General features: G+C 65.1%; 17 protein-coding genes. 16 read left to right on the forward strand and 1 reads right to left on the reverse strand.

Features of this window, described 5'->3' with window-relative positions; genetic code table 11:
* Positions 1-130: 130 nt before the first annotated feature.
* The 4 genes from HY57_RS11875 (at position 131) to HY57_RS11890 (ending at position 2,661) form a co-directional block, all read left to right on the forward strand.
* On the forward strand, positions 131-355 hold the full coding sequence (locus HY57_RS11875; RefSeq protein WP_019466779.1) for a hypothetical protein: 225 nt from the start codon (positions 131-133) through the stop codon (positions 353-355).
* A gap of 354 nt (positions 356-709) precedes the next feature.
* Positions 710-985: a formaldehyde-responsive transcriptional repressor FrmR gene (gene frmR, locus HY57_RS11880; RefSeq protein ID WP_020415530.1), complete on the forward strand. Its 276-nt coding sequence runs from the start codon at positions 710-712 to the stop codon at positions 983-985.
* A gap of 63 nt (positions 986-1,048) precedes the next feature.
* Positions 1,049-2,158 (forward strand): S-(hydroxymethyl)glutathione dehydrogenase/class III alcohol dehydrogenase, encoded by a 1,110-nt coding sequence (locus HY57_RS11885; RefSeq protein ID WP_019466777.1) that lies wholly within the window; start codon positions 1,049-1,051, stop codon positions 2,156-2,158.
* 86 nt (positions 2,159-2,244) lie between these two features.
* Positions 2,245-2,661 (forward strand): GFA family protein, encoded by a 417-nt coding sequence (locus tag HY57_RS11890; RefSeq protein ID WP_026034184.1) that lies wholly within the window; start codon positions 2,245-2,247, stop codon positions 2,659-2,661.
* 37 nt (positions 2,662-2,698) lie between these two features.
* Here HY57_RS11890 and HY57_RS21850 read toward each other — a convergent pair whose 3' ends face one another.
* Positions 2,699-2,872 (reverse strand): hypothetical protein, encoded by a 174-nt coding sequence (locus HY57_RS21850; RefSeq protein WP_019466775.1) that lies wholly within the window; start codon positions 2,870-2,872, stop codon positions 2,699-2,701.
* Between the two features lie 255 nt (positions 2,873-3,127).
* On the opposite strand from HY57_RS21850, the gene HY57_RS11895 reads away from it, so the two are divergent.
* The 12 genes from HY57_RS11895 (at position 3,128) to smc (ending at position 15,239) form a co-directional block, all read left to right on the forward strand.
* On the forward strand, positions 3,128-3,409 hold the full coding sequence (locus HY57_RS11895) for a hypothetical protein (protein WP_019466774.1): 282 nt from the start codon (positions 3,128-3,130) through the stop codon (positions 3,407-3,409).
* 61 nt (positions 3,410-3,470) lie between these two features.
* Entirely contained in the window at positions 3,471-4,409 is a 939-nt protein-coding gene (locus HY57_RS11900) for a PD40 domain-containing protein (RefSeq protein WP_019466773.1), read from the forward strand.
* An 80-nt stretch (positions 4,410-4,489) separates the two neighbouring features.
* Positions 4,490-4,882, forward strand: coding sequence for an STAS/SEC14 domain-containing protein (locus tag HY57_RS11905; protein WP_019466772.1), 393 nt, complete (start codon positions 4,490-4,492; stop codon positions 4,880-4,882).
* Between the two features lie 51 nt (positions 4,883-4,933).
* Positions 4,934-5,062: a hypothetical protein gene (locus tag HY57_RS22220; RefSeq protein ID WP_019466771.1), complete on the forward strand. Its 129-nt coding sequence runs from the start codon at positions 4,934-4,936 to the stop codon at positions 5,060-5,062.
* Between the two features lie 93 nt (positions 5,063-5,155).
* Positions 5,156-6,829 carry an asparagine synthase B gene (gene asnB, locus HY57_RS11910; protein ID WP_019466770.1) on the forward strand — a complete coding sequence of 558 codons (1,674 nt, stop codon included), beginning with the start codon at positions 5,156-5,158 and terminating at the stop codon, positions 6,827-6,829.
* Between the two features lie 288 nt (positions 6,830-7,117).
* Positions 7,118-8,243, forward strand: a protein-coding gene (gene prfB, locus HY57_RS11915; RefSeq protein WP_100218269.1) for a peptide chain release factor 2 whose coding sequence is annotated in 2 segments (ribosomal slippage) — positions 7,118-7,192 and positions 7,194-8,243 — 1,125 coding nt in all. Because the reading frame shifts where the segments join, the coding sequence is not laid out codon by codon here.
* Between the two features lie 41 nt (positions 8,244-8,284).
* Complete coding sequence (locus HY57_RS11920; RefSeq protein WP_026034182.1) at positions 8,285-8,647, forward strand: hypothetical protein; 363 nt, start codon at positions 8,285-8,287, stop codon at positions 8,645-8,647.
* Positions 8,648-8,752: 105 nt separating this feature from the next.
* Positions 8,753-10,273 carry a lysine--tRNA ligase gene (gene lysS / locus HY57_RS11925; RefSeq protein ID WP_019466767.1) on the forward strand — a complete coding sequence of 507 codons (1,521 nt, stop codon included), beginning with the start codon at positions 8,753-8,755 and terminating at the stop codon, positions 10,271-10,273.
* A 4-nt stretch (positions 10,274-10,277) separates the two neighbouring features.
* On the forward strand, positions 10,278-10,766 hold the full coding sequence (locus tag HY57_RS11930; protein WP_019466766.1) for a hypothetical protein: 489 nt from the start codon (positions 10,278-10,280) through the stop codon (positions 10,764-10,766).
* 79 nt (positions 10,767-10,845) lie between these two features.
* Positions 10,846-11,145 (forward strand): YciI family protein, encoded by a 300-nt coding sequence (locus tag HY57_RS11935; protein WP_019466765.1) that lies wholly within the window; start codon positions 10,846-10,848, stop codon positions 11,143-11,145.
* Positions 11,142-11,405: a BolA family protein gene (locus HY57_RS11940; protein ID WP_038579746.1), complete on the forward strand. Its 264-nt coding sequence runs from the start codon at positions 11,142-11,144 to the stop codon at positions 11,403-11,405. Before HY57_RS11935 ends, HY57_RS11940 begins: the two co-directional genes overlap by 4 nt.
* 324 nt (positions 11,406-11,729) lie before the next feature.
* The gene (gene smc, locus HY57_RS11945; RefSeq protein WP_019466763.1) at positions 11,730-15,239 is read left to right on the forward strand and encodes a chromosome segregation protein SMC; all 3,510 of its coding nucleotides are present in this window, start codon (positions 11,730-11,732) and stop codon (positions 15,237-15,239) included.
* Positions 15,240-15,241 lie beyond the last annotated feature (2 nt).

Raw genomic sequence — 15,241 nt, forward strand, 5'->3', positions numbered from 1 at the left:
GTTCCTTGAATCTCCTTTGCCCAGAGAACCACCACGTCATCCCCGCATCAAGTTCCACGCCTGATCGGCGTCGCCATCCAGGGCGGCGATGGGAGGGGCTATGCGTTACTCAGCGGCTGCTGCAATGGAAATGAATTTCACCCTTGTCGACGAGCTTGGCGAACCTGTCGAGGTGTTCTGCGAGGTGTTCGAGCGCGGCGAGGCGGTGTACTGGCGCGCGTGGCTGTATGGGTTTGCCACGCTGCTGGAAACGCTGGAAGGTCGTGCCGCGCACGAATCGATCATTCCGGGGCAGATCCAGGCGGAGATCATGGTGCGCGGCATTCGCGCGCATGCTGACCCGGAAGGGCAATAACTGACACTACGCACCGTGACCAGCGGTTGCTGTCGCTGGTCACGCATGCGGGCATGCAAGGCACGAGTCGGTTCGTGACTCCGGGCAAGGCCCGGCCTGCGCAGGTGAGGACTGTTCCCGCCGTCATGGCCGTGGGAGCACGCCATTGTTCACCCCCGCAACACCGGACATCCGCAACGCTCATTCCCCGTGATGCCCTGTGATGGCATGCCGTTTCGTGCCCGGTGGCCGGTCGCTTGCGGCGTCAGGGCGGGAATGGATGTTGCCGGGCGCAGGCCCCGCTGCGCGTCGTGTTGAAATACTCCTGGGGAGTATGCAAGATATATTCCTACCCAGTACCTGGCGAGGCCCGCCATGCCGCACACCGCCGAAGAGAAGAAACGCGTCCTTGCCCGTGTCCGCCGGGTGCGGGGCCAACTTGATGCGCTGGAGCTGGCGCTGGAGAAGGGGGCGGAATGCGGGCCCATCCTCCAGCAGATTGCCGCCGTGCGAGGGGCCATCAACGGGCTGATGGCCGGCGTGCTGGAGAGCCACCTGCGCGAGGAGTTCTCGCACCTGGCGCAAGCTAACGGCACGCCGGACAAGTCCATCGACGAGGTGGTGTCCCTGGTGCGCTCCTATCTTCGTTAACCACGTTCGCCGGCTGCCGTGCCGGCGGCCGATCCTTCTTTGTTGCCTCAGGAAAGAACCGTCATGAAATCACGCGCCGCTGTTGCCTTCGGGCCGGGCAAGCCCCTGGAAATCGTCGAGATCGATGTCGCGCCGCCGCGCAAGGGCGAGGTGCTGGTGAAGATCACGCACACCGGCGTGTGCCATACCGATGCGTTCACGCTGTCCGGCGATGATCCGGAAGGTGTGTTCCCGGCGGTGCTTGGCCACGAAGGCGCGGGCATTGTGGTGGAAGTGGGTGAGGGCGTGACCAGCGTGAAGCCGGGCGACCACGTGATTCCGCTGTACACCGCCGAGTGCGGCGAATGCCTGTTCTGCAAGAGCGGCAAGACCAATCTTTGCGTGTCCGTGCGCGCGACGCAGGGCAAGGGGCTGATGCCGGATGGCACCACTCGTTTCAGCTACAACGGCCAGCCGATCTATCACTACATGGGTTGCTCCACCTTCAGCGAATACACCGTGGTAGCGGAGGTGTCGCTGGCGAAGATCCACCCGGATGCCAACCCGGAGCACGTCTGCCTGCTGGGCTGCGGCGTCACCACGGGCCTGGGCGCGGTGAAGAACACCGCCAAGGTGCAGGAAGGCGATACGGTGGCGGTGTTCGGCCTTGGCGGCATTGGTCTTGCCGTGATCCAGGGAGCGAAGCTGGCGAAGGCCGGTCGCATCATCGCCATCGACACCAACCCGGGCAAGTTCGAGCTGGCACGCAGCTTTGGCGCGACCGATTGCGTCAACCCCAAGGACTTCGACAAGCCGATCCAGCAGGTGATCGTGGAGATGACCGGCTGGGGCGTTGACCACAGCTTTGAGTGCATTGGCAACGTCAACGTGATGCGCGCGGCGCTGGAATGCGCGCACCGTGGCTGGGGCCAGTCGGTGATTATCGGTGTGGCCGGCGCGGGGCAGGAAATCTCCACCCGTCCGTTCCAACTGGTGACCGGGCGCAAGTGGATGGGCACCGCGTTCGGCGGCGTGAAGGGGCGCTCGCAGTTGCCGGGCATGGTGGAAGATGCCATGGCTGGCAACATCAAACTGGAGCCTTTCGTGACGCACACGATGCCGCTGACCGGCATCAACGAGGCGTTCGACCTGATGCATGAAGGCAAGTCAATCCGGTCCGTGGTGCATTTCTGAAGTGACAAGGCGCATCGCATCGCCGCGATGACGGCGATGCGATGCCGCTAAGATGGCCCGGTCAACGGTGACGGTGAGAGCGTGTCGTGACGACCCAGCATGTCTTCAAGACGCTGACGGGGCGGTGCTATTGCGGCGAGGTGAGGTATCAGGTGGAGGACGCGTTTCTTTACGCGGCCAATTGCCACTGCTCACAATGCCGGCGGACAACCGGCTCGGCCTTCAAGCCCTTCGCGGGCATCGAGCGGGAGAAATTGCGTGTGACGCAGGGCGGCGGGTATTTGCTGGTCGTCGGCGAAGCGAACGGGCATGACGCGCATTGCGGCCGTTGCGGGTCGCTGCTCTATTCGGTGGTGCGCGATGGTGCGTTCGTCCACGTAACCATGGGAACGCTGGTGGATACGCCGGCCATTCGCCCGCAGAAACATATTTTCGTGGGTTCGAAGGCGCCGTGGTTTGATATCACGGACGACCTTCCGCAGTACGTCGAACTCCCCGGCTGAGAGAGAGAAAACCCCGCGTTTGGCGGGGTTTTCTGCATCAGGCGCTGAGCCCGGGCAATGCCTGGAGGCGACGGTGATAAGTCGCGTCCGTTTCCTTGTAGAGGCCGGACCAGGGATCCAGAACATAACCCTCGGTGGGTTCCTGCGATACACGCCGGACCTGGGGGTGTTCCGCGCTGGCAATCGGCGCATCAAGGGTCGTGGGATCCATATGCACTCCTGTCGGTTGTCGCGTGGGAAGGTCAGCCTAGCGAGCCGATCGTTGGTCGCCGGTTAAAGCAACAGCATGTTTTGGCGAACGCAATTCTTATGAAATTGCCGGGAAATAGGGGTTTTTGACGCCATGATGACGGCGCGATGGCAGGGCCGGGATGGCGTGGCCATGCGCTGCAGGCCCTGGCTCTTTATCGCGCACGGGCGAAGCGTGCAAGAATGAGTGCCCCTCCGCGCCACGGCGCCGCTTGCGATGGCCATCAACAAAGACGCCTATCGGCAGTTCCAGGAAGAGCTGGCCGCACTCGACAAGGATCAGGAAAAGCGTCGAACGGAATCGAAAGAAGTACCGAAGGAGCGTGCCCGGCGCGAGTTCCTGGCGTTGCGCGAGCGTTACAAGCTGAGCGTGGCCGACGTAGTGGCCTTTTTCCCGGAGGAAGAGGGCATTGTCTACCTGCAGGGGCTGATCGCCGCGGCGGAGTCGGCGCCGCCGCGCAAGCGCCGCGTCAGTCGCAAGGTGGCCGAGCAGGACTAAGCGCACTTTGCGTGCGTGCGCGGGGGCGATAGCATCCGCCATCCCTTCGCGAGGTGTCCGGATGTCGCGTTTCGTGTTCGCTGCCGTACTCGCCCTGCTGTGTGCCGATGTCGCCGCACAGGATGTCGCGCCCACCGTTTTCGCGCCGGGCGTGATTTCCGGTCCGCTGCACGACAGCGCACCCGCTTTTACCCCGGACGGTTGCACCGTCTATTTCACGCGCAGCGATGGCACGAACTCCAGCATCCTGGTCAGCCATCTCGACAACGGGCACTGGTCCACGCCGACGGTTGCCGAGTTCTCGGGACAGTGGAGCGACATGGAGCCGGCCATGTCGCCGGACGGTCGTTTCCTTGTCTTCATATCCAACCGGCCGAAGACGCCGGCGGGCAAGCCGCTGGACGGGTTCTTCATGGGGCGCAGTTTTCCCGGGCACGGCGGCAACCTCTGGAAGGTGACGTGGGAGAACGGCAAGTGGAGTCGTCCCGCGCGCCTGCCGGACAACGTCAACCGCAGCGATTCGACCTTCGCGCCCGCCGTGGCATCCGATGGCACCCTGTATTTCATGCATCCGGGCCCTGATCCGAAGCACTTCCAGTTGTTCCGTGCGGCCTGGCATCGCAACGGTTACGACACACCACAAGCCCTGCCTTTCAGTGATGGGCACGTGACCGATGTCGATCCGGCAGTGGCACCCGACGAATCGTTCGTGGTGTTCGGCTCCAGCCGTTCGCCGGCACGGCAGATCGACCTTTTCATCGTGTTTCGCGACCACGGTGAATGGGGCACGCCCATTCACCTGGGCAACGGCGTGAACAGCGCAGGCTCCGACGCGGAAGCGCGCCTGAGCCCCGATCACCAGACCTTGTTCTTCGCCAGCGATCGCCTGGAAGAGATCGCGCCCGGCACCGTGCGCGCAGGCTGGGACAACGGCAAGTACAACATATGGCAGGTGCCGCTGGGATACTGGCTGGATGCGCACACGCGATCCCCACGCTGATCGCGCCGCGGGTGCAGCCGTGACGCGTCCGTAACGCGTCTTCTGCGATACAGACGTCCAAAGCTACCGGGACGTTGACCATGATCGAGCAGATTCCTGGATTGCCGGCGGGAGCGCTGGGGTTTCGCGCCAGCGGGCAGGTGACCGCAAGTGATTATTCCGGCGTGTTGGTGCCGGACATCGAGGCGGCCTTTGCGGTGAACCGCAAGCTGCGCCTGCTGTACCAGATTGGCCCCGATTTCACCGGCTTCGACGCGGGCGCCATGTGGGAAGACGCGCAACTGGGTTTTCGCCACTTCAGCGGGTGGGACCGCGTGGCGCTGGTGACCGACGTGCAGTGGCTGCGCGTGACGGCCGCCGCCATGGGGTTTGCGGTGCCGGCGGAGTTCAAGCTGTTCCACAACGCCCAGTTCGACGAGGCGATGGCATGGATTGGTGAGCCGCGTCCCGCCGAGGACGATGGGAACAAATGAAACTTTTCACCGTACTTGTGTGGCGGCGCAACATGTGTTGAAGTCGGCGACATGTCCAGCATCCACGCCACGCTCTTCGCCATGACCGCCGCATCCGCGTCGGCGGCCGTGTGCCTGCGCGCGCTGAACAACAATAACGCCAATAACAATACCCGCATGAACGGGTGGGCCGGCGTGTAAGCAGCAGCAACACACATACACACGCAAAAAGGCCCGCTCCCAGCGGGCCTTTTTGTTTTTCCGACGTCTGAAAAGCAACCAGGGAATCCACACATGTGTTCGATCTTCGGCATGTTCGATCTGCAACCCGGCGATGATCTGGCGACGTTGCGCCAGCAGGCGCTGGAGCTGTCCCAGCGGCAACGCCATCGCGGCCCGGACTGGAGCGGCGTCTTTGTCGACGCGGGCGTGATTCTTGTGCACGAGCGCCTGGCCATCGTCGACCCGGCCAGTGGCGCGCAGCCGCTGCGTTCGCGCGATGACGTACTGGCGCTGGCGGTGAACGGCGAGATCTACAACCATCGCGAGCTGCGCGCGGCCAGCGGCTATGACTTCACCACGGGTTCCGATTGCGAGGTGATCAACGCGCTGTATCGCGAAGCCGGCGCGCCGGCCGATTGGGTGTCGAAGCTCAACGGCATCTTCGCGTTCGCACTATGGGACAGTGCCGAGTCGCGTTACGTCATTGCGCGCGATCCCATCGGCGTTTGCCCGCTTTATTGGGGGCACGATGGCGAAGGGCGTTTGTGTGTGGCCTCGGAAATGAAGTCGCTGGTGGGGCTGTGCAACGACGTCGCGCCGTTCCCGCCAGGGCATGTCTATGACAGCGCCGACGGTGAGCTGCGTCGCTACTACCACAAGCCCTGGCGCGACTACGCCCGGACACAGGGGCGCGAGGTGGCGCCTGCGGACCTGCGCGAGGCCTTCGAGCAGGCCGTGCATCGCCAGCTGATGACCGACGTGCCTTATGGCGTGCTGCTGTCCGGTGGGCTGGACTCCTCGCTGGTGGCGGCCTGTGCCGCGCGTTTCGCCCGTCATCGCGTGGAAGACGACGACCGCGCGGAAGCCTGGTGGCCGCGCCTGCATTCCTTTGCGATCGGCCTGGAAGGCTCGCCGGATCTTGCCGCGGCGCAAGTGGCCGCGGATGCGTTGGGCACCGTGCACCACGGCTTCGTCTATACCTTCTGGGAAGGACTGGATGCGCTGCCCGAGGTGATACGCCACATCGAGACCTATGATGTGACGACCATCCGTGCCTCCACCCCGATGTATCTGCTCGCCCGACGCATCAAGGCGATGGGCGTGAAGATGGTGCTGTCGGGCGAGGGGTCGGACGAGATCTTCGGCGGCTACCTTTATTTCCATAAGGCGCCGTCGCCGGAAGCCTTCCATGAGGAAACCGTGCGCAAGCTCGACGCCCTGCACAGCTACGACTGCCTGCGTGCGAACAAGTCGATGATGGCCTGGGGCGTGGAGGCGCGCGTGCCGTTTCTCGACCTGGCGTTCCTGGATGTCGCCATGGGCATGGACGCGCGACACAAGATGGCCGGGCAGGGACGCATCGAAAAGGCCGTGCTGCGCGAAGCGTTCCAGGGCGCGCTGCCGGACGAGATCCTGTGGCGGCAAAAAGAGCAGTTCAGCGATGGCGTCGGCTATGGGTGGATCGATGGCCTCAAGGCGCATGCCGAGCAGGCCGTGAGCGATCGCGAGTTCGCCGCAGCTGCCACACGCTTTCCGCACAACCCGCCAGCCACCAAGGAGGCGTATTTGTACCGGCGCATCTTCGAGCGCTTCTATCCGGGGCAGGCATGTGCGGAGACGGTGCCGGGCGGCAAGTCCATTGCCTGCTCGTCGCCGGCCGCGCTGGCGTGGGACCCGGCGTTTGCGGCGGCAGCGGATCCGTCGGGCCGGGCGGTGAAGGGGGTGCATCAGCAGGCGCTGGCTTGAGCTTTCAGCTTCCTCTCCCCGCCGGGCGACCCGAAGGCAGTTCCCGTGGGAGAGAGGCCCGAGGCGAGGGGTAACCTTTCCTGCCCTGTCATTCCGGCCTGCGCCGGAATGACAGGGAAGGTGGCCGGCTCGTGAGGCCAGGTTGGCCCCTCACTCCAGCCCTCTCTCCCACAGGGACTACCTTCGGCTGGCCCAGAGGGGAGAGAACGCAGGAAGCCGGCGCCGCGCTGCCCCGCTTCTAGCCCGCTCTGCTACCATGGTGGGCCGTTTTCCCATGATTTCCCATCCATGATCGAAACCAATCCGATCCTTGCGCAGATCGCGGACCTCAAGGGCCGCGTCGAGTCGCTTAGGGGGTATCTTTGACTACGCCACCAAGCGTGAGCGTCTCGAAGAAGTAAGCCGCGAACTGGAAAGTCCCACCGTGTGGGACGATCCGCCGCGCGCGCAGGAACTGGGCCGCGAACGCGCCCGCCTGGACACCATCGTCAGCGGCATCGACTCGCTGACTGGCGGCCTTGCCGATGCCGGCGAACTGCTGGAGATGGCCGCCGCCGATGGCGACGAGGACACCATCCAGTCGGTGGTGACCGATCTGTCCGGCCTCGAGGCCAAGGTGGGCAAGCTGGAATTCCAGCGCATGTTCTCCGGCAAGATGGACGCCAACAACGCCTTCGTGGACATCCAGGCCGGTGCCGGCGGTACCGAGGCGCAGGACTGGGCTGAAATCCTGCTGCGCATGTACCTGCGCTGGGCTGAGTCGCGCGGCTGGAAGACCGAGCTGCTGGAAGTCTCCGGCGGCGAAGTGGCTGGCATCAAGTCCGCCACCTTCCGCGTGGAAGGCGATTACGCCTATGGCTGGCTGAAGACCGAGATCGGCGTGCACCGCCTGGTGCGCAAGAGCCCGTTCGACTCGGACAACCGCCGCCACACCAGCTTCACCTCGGTGTTCGTGTCGCCGGAAGTGGATGACGACATCGACATCGACATCAACCCGGCCGACCTCAAGACCGACGTGTACCGCTCGTCCGGCGCCGGTGGCCAGCACGTGAACAAGACCGAGTCGGCCGTGCGTATCACGCACGTTCCCAGTGGCGTGGTGGTGGCCTGCCAGACCGAGCGCAGCCAGCACGCCAACCGCGATCGCGCGATGAAGATGCTGGCCGCCAAGCTGTACGAGCTGGAGATCCAGAAGCGCAATGCCGAGAAGGATGCGCTGGAAGCCTCCAAGTCCGACATCGGCTGGGGTAGCCAGATCCGCAACTACGTGCTGGATCAGAGCCGCATCAAGGACCTGCGCACCGGCATCGAGCGTTCGGATACGCAGAAGGTGCTCGACGGCGACCTCGACGAGTTTGTCGAAGCCAGCCTCAAGTCGGGCCTGGATGCCGGCGCCAAGCGCGTGGATGCCTGATCGCCAGCCATGGACCAGCCTACGACGGAGGTAACACCCGCATGAACCGCAGGAAAACTTTCCGGATTCTGGTGGCCTGTGTCGCCCTGGTGGCCATCCAGGGTGTGGCCAGCGCACAGGACGATGGTTCCGCCAGCCAGGGCATCAAGCAGGATGCCAAGGCGGCGGGCCATGCGGTCGGTGACGCCGGACGGGACGTCGGCCATGCAACCCGGGACACGGCCGTCAAGGTCGGCCACGGCGCGCGGGATGCCGGCGTGGAGGTGGGGCATGGTGCACGGGATGCCGGCGTGGAGATCGGCCACGGCGCGAAGGACGTCGGCCTGAAGATCGGCCACGGTGCCCGCGATGGCTGGAACGCCACCAAGCACGCGGTGAAGCACGCGGTCGGCAAGGACGATTGACGGTCGGCGCGGCGGGAAAGCACGGCCGCGCCCATCCGATGATCGCAAGACACATTAGAGATGCGTCCGCCGAGCAGCGCGGGCGCCAGCAGCTACGGAAACCTCATGACTGAACCGACCGATATCCAGCCCATCGACGAGAACAAGCTGATCGCCGAGCGCCGCGAGAAACTCAAGGCGTTGCGCGGACAGGGCGTGGCGTTTCCGAACGACTTCAAGATGGATGCGTTTGCCGGCGACCTGCAGGCCGAGTTCGCCGATGTGGAAAAGTGGACCGCCGAGGCCATCGAAGCCCTGAACCGCAAGGTGAAAGTGGCTGGTCGCGTCATTCTCAAGCGTGACCAGGGCAAGGTCGCCTTCGTGCAGATGCAGGACTTCAACGGCCGCATCCAGCTGTTCATCCACCAGGGCACGGTGGGCGAGGACACCTACAAGGCGTTCAAGGGCTGGGACATGGGCGACATCGTCGGCGCCGAAGGCACCCTGATGCGCACCCGCACCGGCGAGCTGTCGGTGAAGGTGGAAACGCTGCGCCTGCTGACCAAGAGCCTGCGCCCGCTGCCGGACAAGCACCACGGCATGGCCGATGTGGAGCAGCGCTATCGCCAGCGCTACGTCGACCTGATCGTCACCGAAGAGGCGCGCCGCACGTTCGCGCAGCGCTCCAAGATCATCGGCTTCATCCGCCAGTGGCTCGAAGCCGAGCCGCGCCGCTTCATGGAAGTGGAAACGCCGATGATGCACGTGATCCCGGGCGGCGCCACGGCGCGTCCGTTCGTCACGCATCACAACGCGCTGGATATGAATCTGTTCCTGCGCGTGGCGCCGGAGTTGTACCTGAAGCGCCTGGTGGTCGGCGGTTTCGACCGCGTGTACGAGATCAACCGCAACTTCCGCAACGAGGGTGTGTCCACGCGCCACAACCCCGAATTCACCATGCTCGAGCTGTACCAGGCCTACGCCACGTACACCGAGATCATGGACCTGACGGAAGAAGTGATCCGCGAGGCGGCCAGGCACGTCATCGGCACCACCACACTGGTGTGGGAAGGCAACGAGATCGACGTCGGTCCCGCGTTCCGTCGCTGGAGCATGGAAGACGCCGTGCTCGAGCTGAACCCGGAAATCAAGCGCGGGGAACTGCGCGACCGTGACGCCATGGCCGCGCATGCCAAGCGCCTGGGGTGCCAGGTGAAGAACGAGTTCGGCTGGGGCCGCCTGCTGCTGGAGATCTTCGAGAAGACGGTGGAGCACACCCTGATCCAGCCGACCTTCATCATCCAGCATCCGGTGGAAGTTTCCCCGCTGGCTCGTGAGAGCGACACCGATCCTGGCATCACCGATCGCTTCGAGCTGTTCGTCAACGGCAAGGAGCTGGCCAACGGCTTCTCCGAGTTGAATGATCCGGAAGACCAGGCGGCGCGCTTCCAGGCGCAGGTGGAAGCCAAGGCTTCCGGCGACGACGAAGCCATGCACTTCGACGCGGACTACATCCGCGCGCTGGAGGTGGGTCTGCCGCCGACCGGCGGCCTGGGTATCGGCATCGATCGATTGGTGATGCTGCTGACCGGCTCGGTCTCGATCCGCGACGTGCTGCTGTTCCCGTACATGCGCCCCGAGGCGTGAACCCATGAAGCCTTTCCGCGCGTTTGTACGAGGGAAGGCATCCGGCCTGCTGGCGGCCGGATTCGTGATATTGGCGCTGGTCGCGTGCTCACCCTCGCAGTCGCAGGATGAGCACGCCACGGCATCGGCGCCCGGTGGGCCGTTGAAAGTGGATACGCCGACGGGCCCCGTTACCCTGCTGCCGTCGGCGAGCAGTGCGCCTGACGCGGTGTCGCCGGCAACCGGTGGCGACGAGGCGGTGATCCGCCAGGTCGGCGCGGTGATCCGCAGACACCAGCTGACCTCGCTGGCGGATACCTGCCTGGACTACCTCGTCGACAACGCCGATGGCGCCACAGTGAACGTCGATGTGCACGAGAAGCACGATACGGTCTGCGGTGGGGATCCGGAAACCTCGCCGCGCCTGTTCTCGTTCAAGCTGGATCGCGCCAGCGGCCAGCTCACCACCGATGCGCTCGATCTCGCGGACGGCGATTTCCAGCCGATCCAATGATGGCCGGCGGGCCCGGTATCGGCCGCCCGAACCCGCGGCCACGTTACAATGTGCGGCTCGGACCGCCCAGGAGTTGGACATGTGGTATGCGATTGTCGGCACGGACGTGCCTGATTCGCTCGAAAAGCGTAAGGGCGCCCGCCCGGCGCACATCGAGCGCCTGCAGAAGTTGCTGGACGAGGGTCGCCTGATGATCGCGGGCCCGTTCCCGGCCATCGACGCGGAAGATCCGGGCCCCGCCGGTTTCAGCGGCAGCCTGATCCTGGCCGAATTCCCTTCGCAGGCCGACGCGGAAGCCTGGGCCAAGGACGATCCCTACGTTGCCGCCGGTGTCTACGCCAGCGTCAGCATCAAGCCGTTCCGCAAAGCGCTGCCATGAGCGCGGCGATGGTGGAGCAGATCCGCGAGCGCCTGCAGCAGGCGCTCGCCCCGTCCGCGCTGGAGGTGCTGGACGAGGGCTACAAGCACGCCGGGCACGCCAACGAAGGGAAGGGGCATTTCCACGTGCGCATCGTCAGCGAGGCTTTCGCCGGCCAGCTCTCGATCAAGCGTCACCGTCTGGTGTACGCCGCCCTGCAGGGCTTGATGGACAACGGCATCCACGCGCTTTCCATCGACGCGAAGGCGCCGGGCGAATAAAGCCTGTTCCTTCGCCCGGCGTCGTCCCGGCGAATGCCGGGACCCAGTAGCTTTCGGCTTCCTGTGGCTCAAACGGCGCTGGATGACTCGCTTCGCTCGCCCCTCACGGGGCCGTCCTTTGGGCGTTCTGCACTGCGTTTGTCCTGCTTTCGCAGGAATGACGATATTGGTTTAGAAAGTAAACCCTTTCATAACATTGACTTACAAGTCAGTGTTAAAGTGAAACATATGGCCGAAACGCATTGCGACAGGGACCTGCGTTTGGCACAGTGACCCATCGCCCGATCATCCCGGGCCCCACTCTCTTTGGCTGCTGACGCCCGCATGCGCCTGACCACGATCAAACTCGCCGGCTTCAAGTCCTTCGTGGACCCGACCACCCTCCATCTGCCGACCAATATGACCGGCGTGGTGGGGCCCAATGGTTGCGGCAAGTCCAACATCATCGACGCCATCCGCTGGGTGATGGGCGAAAGCGCGGCCAGCCGCCTGCGCGGCGATTCGCTCACCGACGTGATCTTCTCCGGCTCCAACGCGCGCAAGCCGGTGGGCCAGGCCACGGTCGAGCTGATCTTCGACAATGCCGACGGCACCATCCAGGGCGAATACGGGCAGTACGCCGAGATTTCGGTGAAGCGCCAGGTGACGCGCGATGGCCAGTCCGCGTATTTCCTCAATGGCGCGCGCTGCCGTCGCCGCGACATTACCGACCTGTTCCTCGGCACCGGCCTGGGTCCGCGCAGCTACTCGATCATCGAGCAGGGCATGATCAGCCAGATCGTGGAGGCAGCGCCCGACGAGCTGCGCACGCATCTGGAAGAAGCCGCCGGCATCTCCAAGTACAAGGAGCGCCGCAAGGAAACCGAGAGCCGCATCAAGTCCACCCGCGAGAACCTGGACCGCGTGCGCGACGTGCGCGACGAGGTGGACAAGCAGCTCGAACACCTGAACCGCCAGGCCCGTGCCGCCGAGCGCTGGAAGGCGCTGAAGGAAGAGCAGACGCGCAAGGAAGCCGAGCTGCGCGCGCTCGAGTACCGCGGCCTGAAGGGCCAGCACGACAAGGAAGGCTCCGGGCTCAACGCGGCCGAGGTGGAGATCGAAAAGCACGTTGCCACGCAGCGCCATCACGAGGCGCAGATGGAAACGATACGCGAGCGCCATACCGACGCCACCGAGCACCTGAACAAGGTGCAGGCCGAGGTGTACAAGGTCGGCTCCGAGATCGCCCGCGTCGAGCAGCAGGTCCGCTTCAACCGCGAAACCGCCGAACGCCTGCAGCGCGCACAGGGCGAGACCGAGCGCGAGCACGCGGAACTGGCCGAGCACATCGGCAACGACCGCACGCAGGTGGAAACGCTGCGCATGGCGCTGGCCGAAGGCGAGCCCAAGCTCGAAGCGCTGCAGCAGATGCAGGACGATACGTCCGAGTCGCTGCGCGACACCGAAACCAAGCTGGCCGACTGGCAGCAGCGCTGGGACGCGCACACGCGCACCGCGGGCGAATCCAGCCGCGCGGCCGAAGTGGAACGCACCAAGCTCAATTACCTCGACCGCCAGGCTGTGGACCTGTCGCGTCGCCGCGAAACGCTGGAGGCCGAGCAGAAGGCCACCGACATCGCCGCGCTCGATGCCGCCGCCGAACAGCTGCATACCGAGCACGATACACAGCGCGAGCGCGTCGAATCGCTGGGCAGTCTGTTGGACCAGCACAAGTCGGCTTATGAGAAGGTGCTCGACGAAGAGCGCCAGGTGCAGTCCTCGCTCAACGAGGCGCGCCAGCAGCTGCAGACCGCGCGCGGCCGCCAGGCTTCACTGGAAGCCTTGCAGCATGCGGCGCTCGGCCAGGAGGAAAGCGCCGCCAGTGGCTGGCTCGCCCGCCTGGGGCTGGACAAGTCGCGTCGCCTTGGCGAGGCGCTGCAGGTGGAAGCGGGCTGGGAAACGGCCGTCGAAACCGCGCTTGCCGGCTTCCTCGACGCGGTGTTGGTGGATGAATCCCACTCGCTGGCGGCCGAGTTCGGCGCGCTCGAGAATGCCGACGTCGCCTTGGTCAACGTAGCCGAGGGCGGCGCCAACACCGCGGGCACGCTGGCCGCACACGTGCGTGGGCCGGCAGCGGCGCTGTCCATCCTCAATCATGTGCTGACGGCCGACTCCATCGAGCACGCGCACCAGGTCGTCGCCGGGTTGTCCGCGCTGGCGCCATACCAGTCGGTGATGACCCGCAACGGCGAATGGCTGGGCCCGGGCTGGGCGCGCGTGCGTCGTGCCCAGGGCAACCAGGTGGGCGTGCTGGCGCGCGAGCGTGAGATGCGCACGCTGGCGGAGCAGATCCTGGCGCTGGAAGAGCGCATCGAGGAAGCCACCAATACGCTGGACGACTTGCGTACCAGCAAGTTCGAAGCCGAGCGCGCGCGCGACGATGCGCAGCGCGAGCTGTACAACGCGCACCGCCGCCAGTCGGAGCTGGCCGGGCAGGTGCAGAGTCATCGCGGCAAGATGGAAACCGCGCGCGCCCGTGCGGAAAAGGTTGCTGGCGAACTTGGCGACCTGACCACCCAGCTCGACGAGTTGCAGACGCAGACGCGCGACGCGCGCGCCCGCCTGGATGAGTCCGTGGGTTACATGGGCGACCTGGAAGATCAGCGCCGCGAGCTGGAAAACGAGCGTCGCGCCTTGCTGGAAGCGCGCGAGGAAGCGCGCATGAATGCACGCGAGGCTGCGGATCAGGCGCACGCACTGGCGCTGTCCATGGAATCCAAGCGCTCCTCGCTGACGTCGCTGGAACAGTCGCTGTCCCGCATGGAAACGCAGCTGCGCCAGATCGACGCGCGCCGCAGCGAGATCGCCGAGCAGCTGGCGGCCGGTTCCGACCCCATCGCCGAGCTGGAAGCCGAACGCCAGACCTACCTGGACCAGCGCCTGCTGGTCGACAAGCAACTGGTGGACGCACGCCGTGCGCTGGACGATTGCGACGGCGAATTCCGCCGCCTGGAACAGGAGCGCCAGCGCATCGAGCACCTGCTCAATGGCCTGCGCGAAAACCTGTCGCAGAAGCGCCTGGCGGCGCAGGCCCTGCAATTGCGTGCGGAGCAGTTGGCCGAAGCCATCACCGCCTCCGGCCTGGAGCTGGAGCCGCTGCTGGCCGAGCTGGCCGAAGACGCCGACGCGAGCCAGTGGCGCACGCAGCTGGTCGACATCGGCCAGAAGATCGTCCGCCTGGAGCCGGTGAACCTTGCCGCGATCCAGGAGCATGCCGAGCAGAGCGAGCGCAAGACCTACCTCGACAACCAGCTCGCCGACCTGGCCAGCGCGATGGAAACGCTGGAGGCGGCGATCAAGAAGATCGACCGCGAAACGCGCCAGCGCTTCAAGGAAACCTTCGACCGCGTGAATGCCGGCGTGCAGGAGTTGTTCCCGCGCCTGTTCGGCGGCGGCCATGCGTATCTGGAACTCACCGGCGACGACCTGCTCGATACCGGCGTGGCCATCATGGCGCGCCCGCCGGGCAAGCGCGTGTCCAACATCACGCTGCTCTCGGGTGGCGAAAAGGCGCTCACCGCGGTGTCGCTGGTGTTCGCCATCTTCGGCCTCAACCCTGCGCCGTTCTGTCTGCTGGACGAGGTGGACGCGCCGCTCGACGAGGCCAACGTGGGCCGCTTCTCCAACATGGTGAAGGAGATGAGCGAGAAGGTGCAGTTCATCTTCGTCAGCCACAACAAGGCCACCATGGAAGCGGCCTCCCAGCTGTGCGGCGTGACCATGCGCGAGCCGGGCGTGTCGCGACTGGTGCAGGTGGATCTCGCCGAAGCAGCTAAACTTGCGGGCGCAGCTTGAGG

This window comes from Dyella japonica A8 (genome assembly GCF_000725385.1).
In the GTDB taxonomy this organism is placed as follows: Bacteria; Pseudomonadota; Gammaproteobacteria; order Xanthomonadales; family Rhodanobacteraceae; genus Dyella; species Dyella japonica_C.

Bases quoted from the DNA above. Each gene is read 5' to 3' on its own strand.
- HY57_RS11875 (WP_019466779.1), top strand. From the start codon at position 131: ATGAATTTCACCCTTGTCGACGAGCTTGGCGAACCTGTCGAGGTGTTC.
- frmR (WP_020415530.1), top strand. From the start codon at position 710: ATGCCGCACACCGCCGAAGAGAAGAAACGCGTCCTTGCCCGTGTCCGC.
- HY57_RS11885 (WP_019466777.1), top strand. From the start codon at position 1,049: ATGAAATCACGCGCCGCTGTTGCCTTCGGGCCGGGCAAGCCCCTGGAA.
- HY57_RS21850 (WP_019466775.1), bottom strand. From the start codon at position 2,872: ATGGATCCCACGACCCTTGATGCGCCGATTGCCAGCGCGGAACACCCC.
- HY57_RS11895 (WP_019466774.1), top strand. From the start codon at position 3,128: ATGGCCATCAACAAAGACGCCTATCGGCAGTTCCAGGAAGAGCTGGCC.
- HY57_RS11900 (WP_019466773.1), top strand. From the start codon at position 3,471: ATGTCGCGTTTCGTGTTCGCTGCCGTACTCGCCCTGCTGTGTGCCGAT.
- HY57_RS11905 (WP_019466772.1), top strand. From the start codon at position 4,490: ATGATCGAGCAGATTCCTGGATTGCCGGCGGGAGCGCTGGGGTTTCGC.
- HY57_RS22220 (WP_019466771.1), top strand. From the start codon at position 4,934: ATGTCCAGCATCCACGCCACGCTCTTCGCCATGACCGCCGCATCCGCG.
- asnB (WP_019466770.1), top strand. From the start codon at position 5,156: ATGTGTTCGATCTTCGGCATGTTCGATCTGCAACCCGGCGATGATCTG.
- HY57_RS11920 (WP_026034182.1), top strand. From the start codon at position 8,285: ATGAACCGCAGGAAAACTTTCCGGATTCTGGTGGCCTGTGTCGCCCTG.
- lysS (WP_019466767.1), top strand. From the start codon at position 8,753: ATGACTGAACCGACCGATATCCAGCCCATCGACGAGAACAAGCTGATC.
- HY57_RS11930 (WP_019466766.1), top strand. From the start codon at position 10,278: ATGAAGCCTTTCCGCGCGTTTGTACGAGGGAAGGCATCCGGCCTGCTG.
- HY57_RS11935 (WP_019466765.1), top strand. From the start codon at position 10,846: ATGTGGTATGCGATTGTCGGCACGGACGTGCCTGATTCGCTCGAAAAG.
- HY57_RS11940 (WP_038579746.1), top strand. From the start codon at position 11,142: ATGAGCGCGGCGATGGTGGAGCAGATCCGCGAGCGCCTGCAGCAGGCG.
- smc (WP_019466763.1), top strand. From the start codon at position 11,730: ATGCGCCTGACCACGATCAAACTCGCCGGCTTCAAGTCCTTCGTGGAC.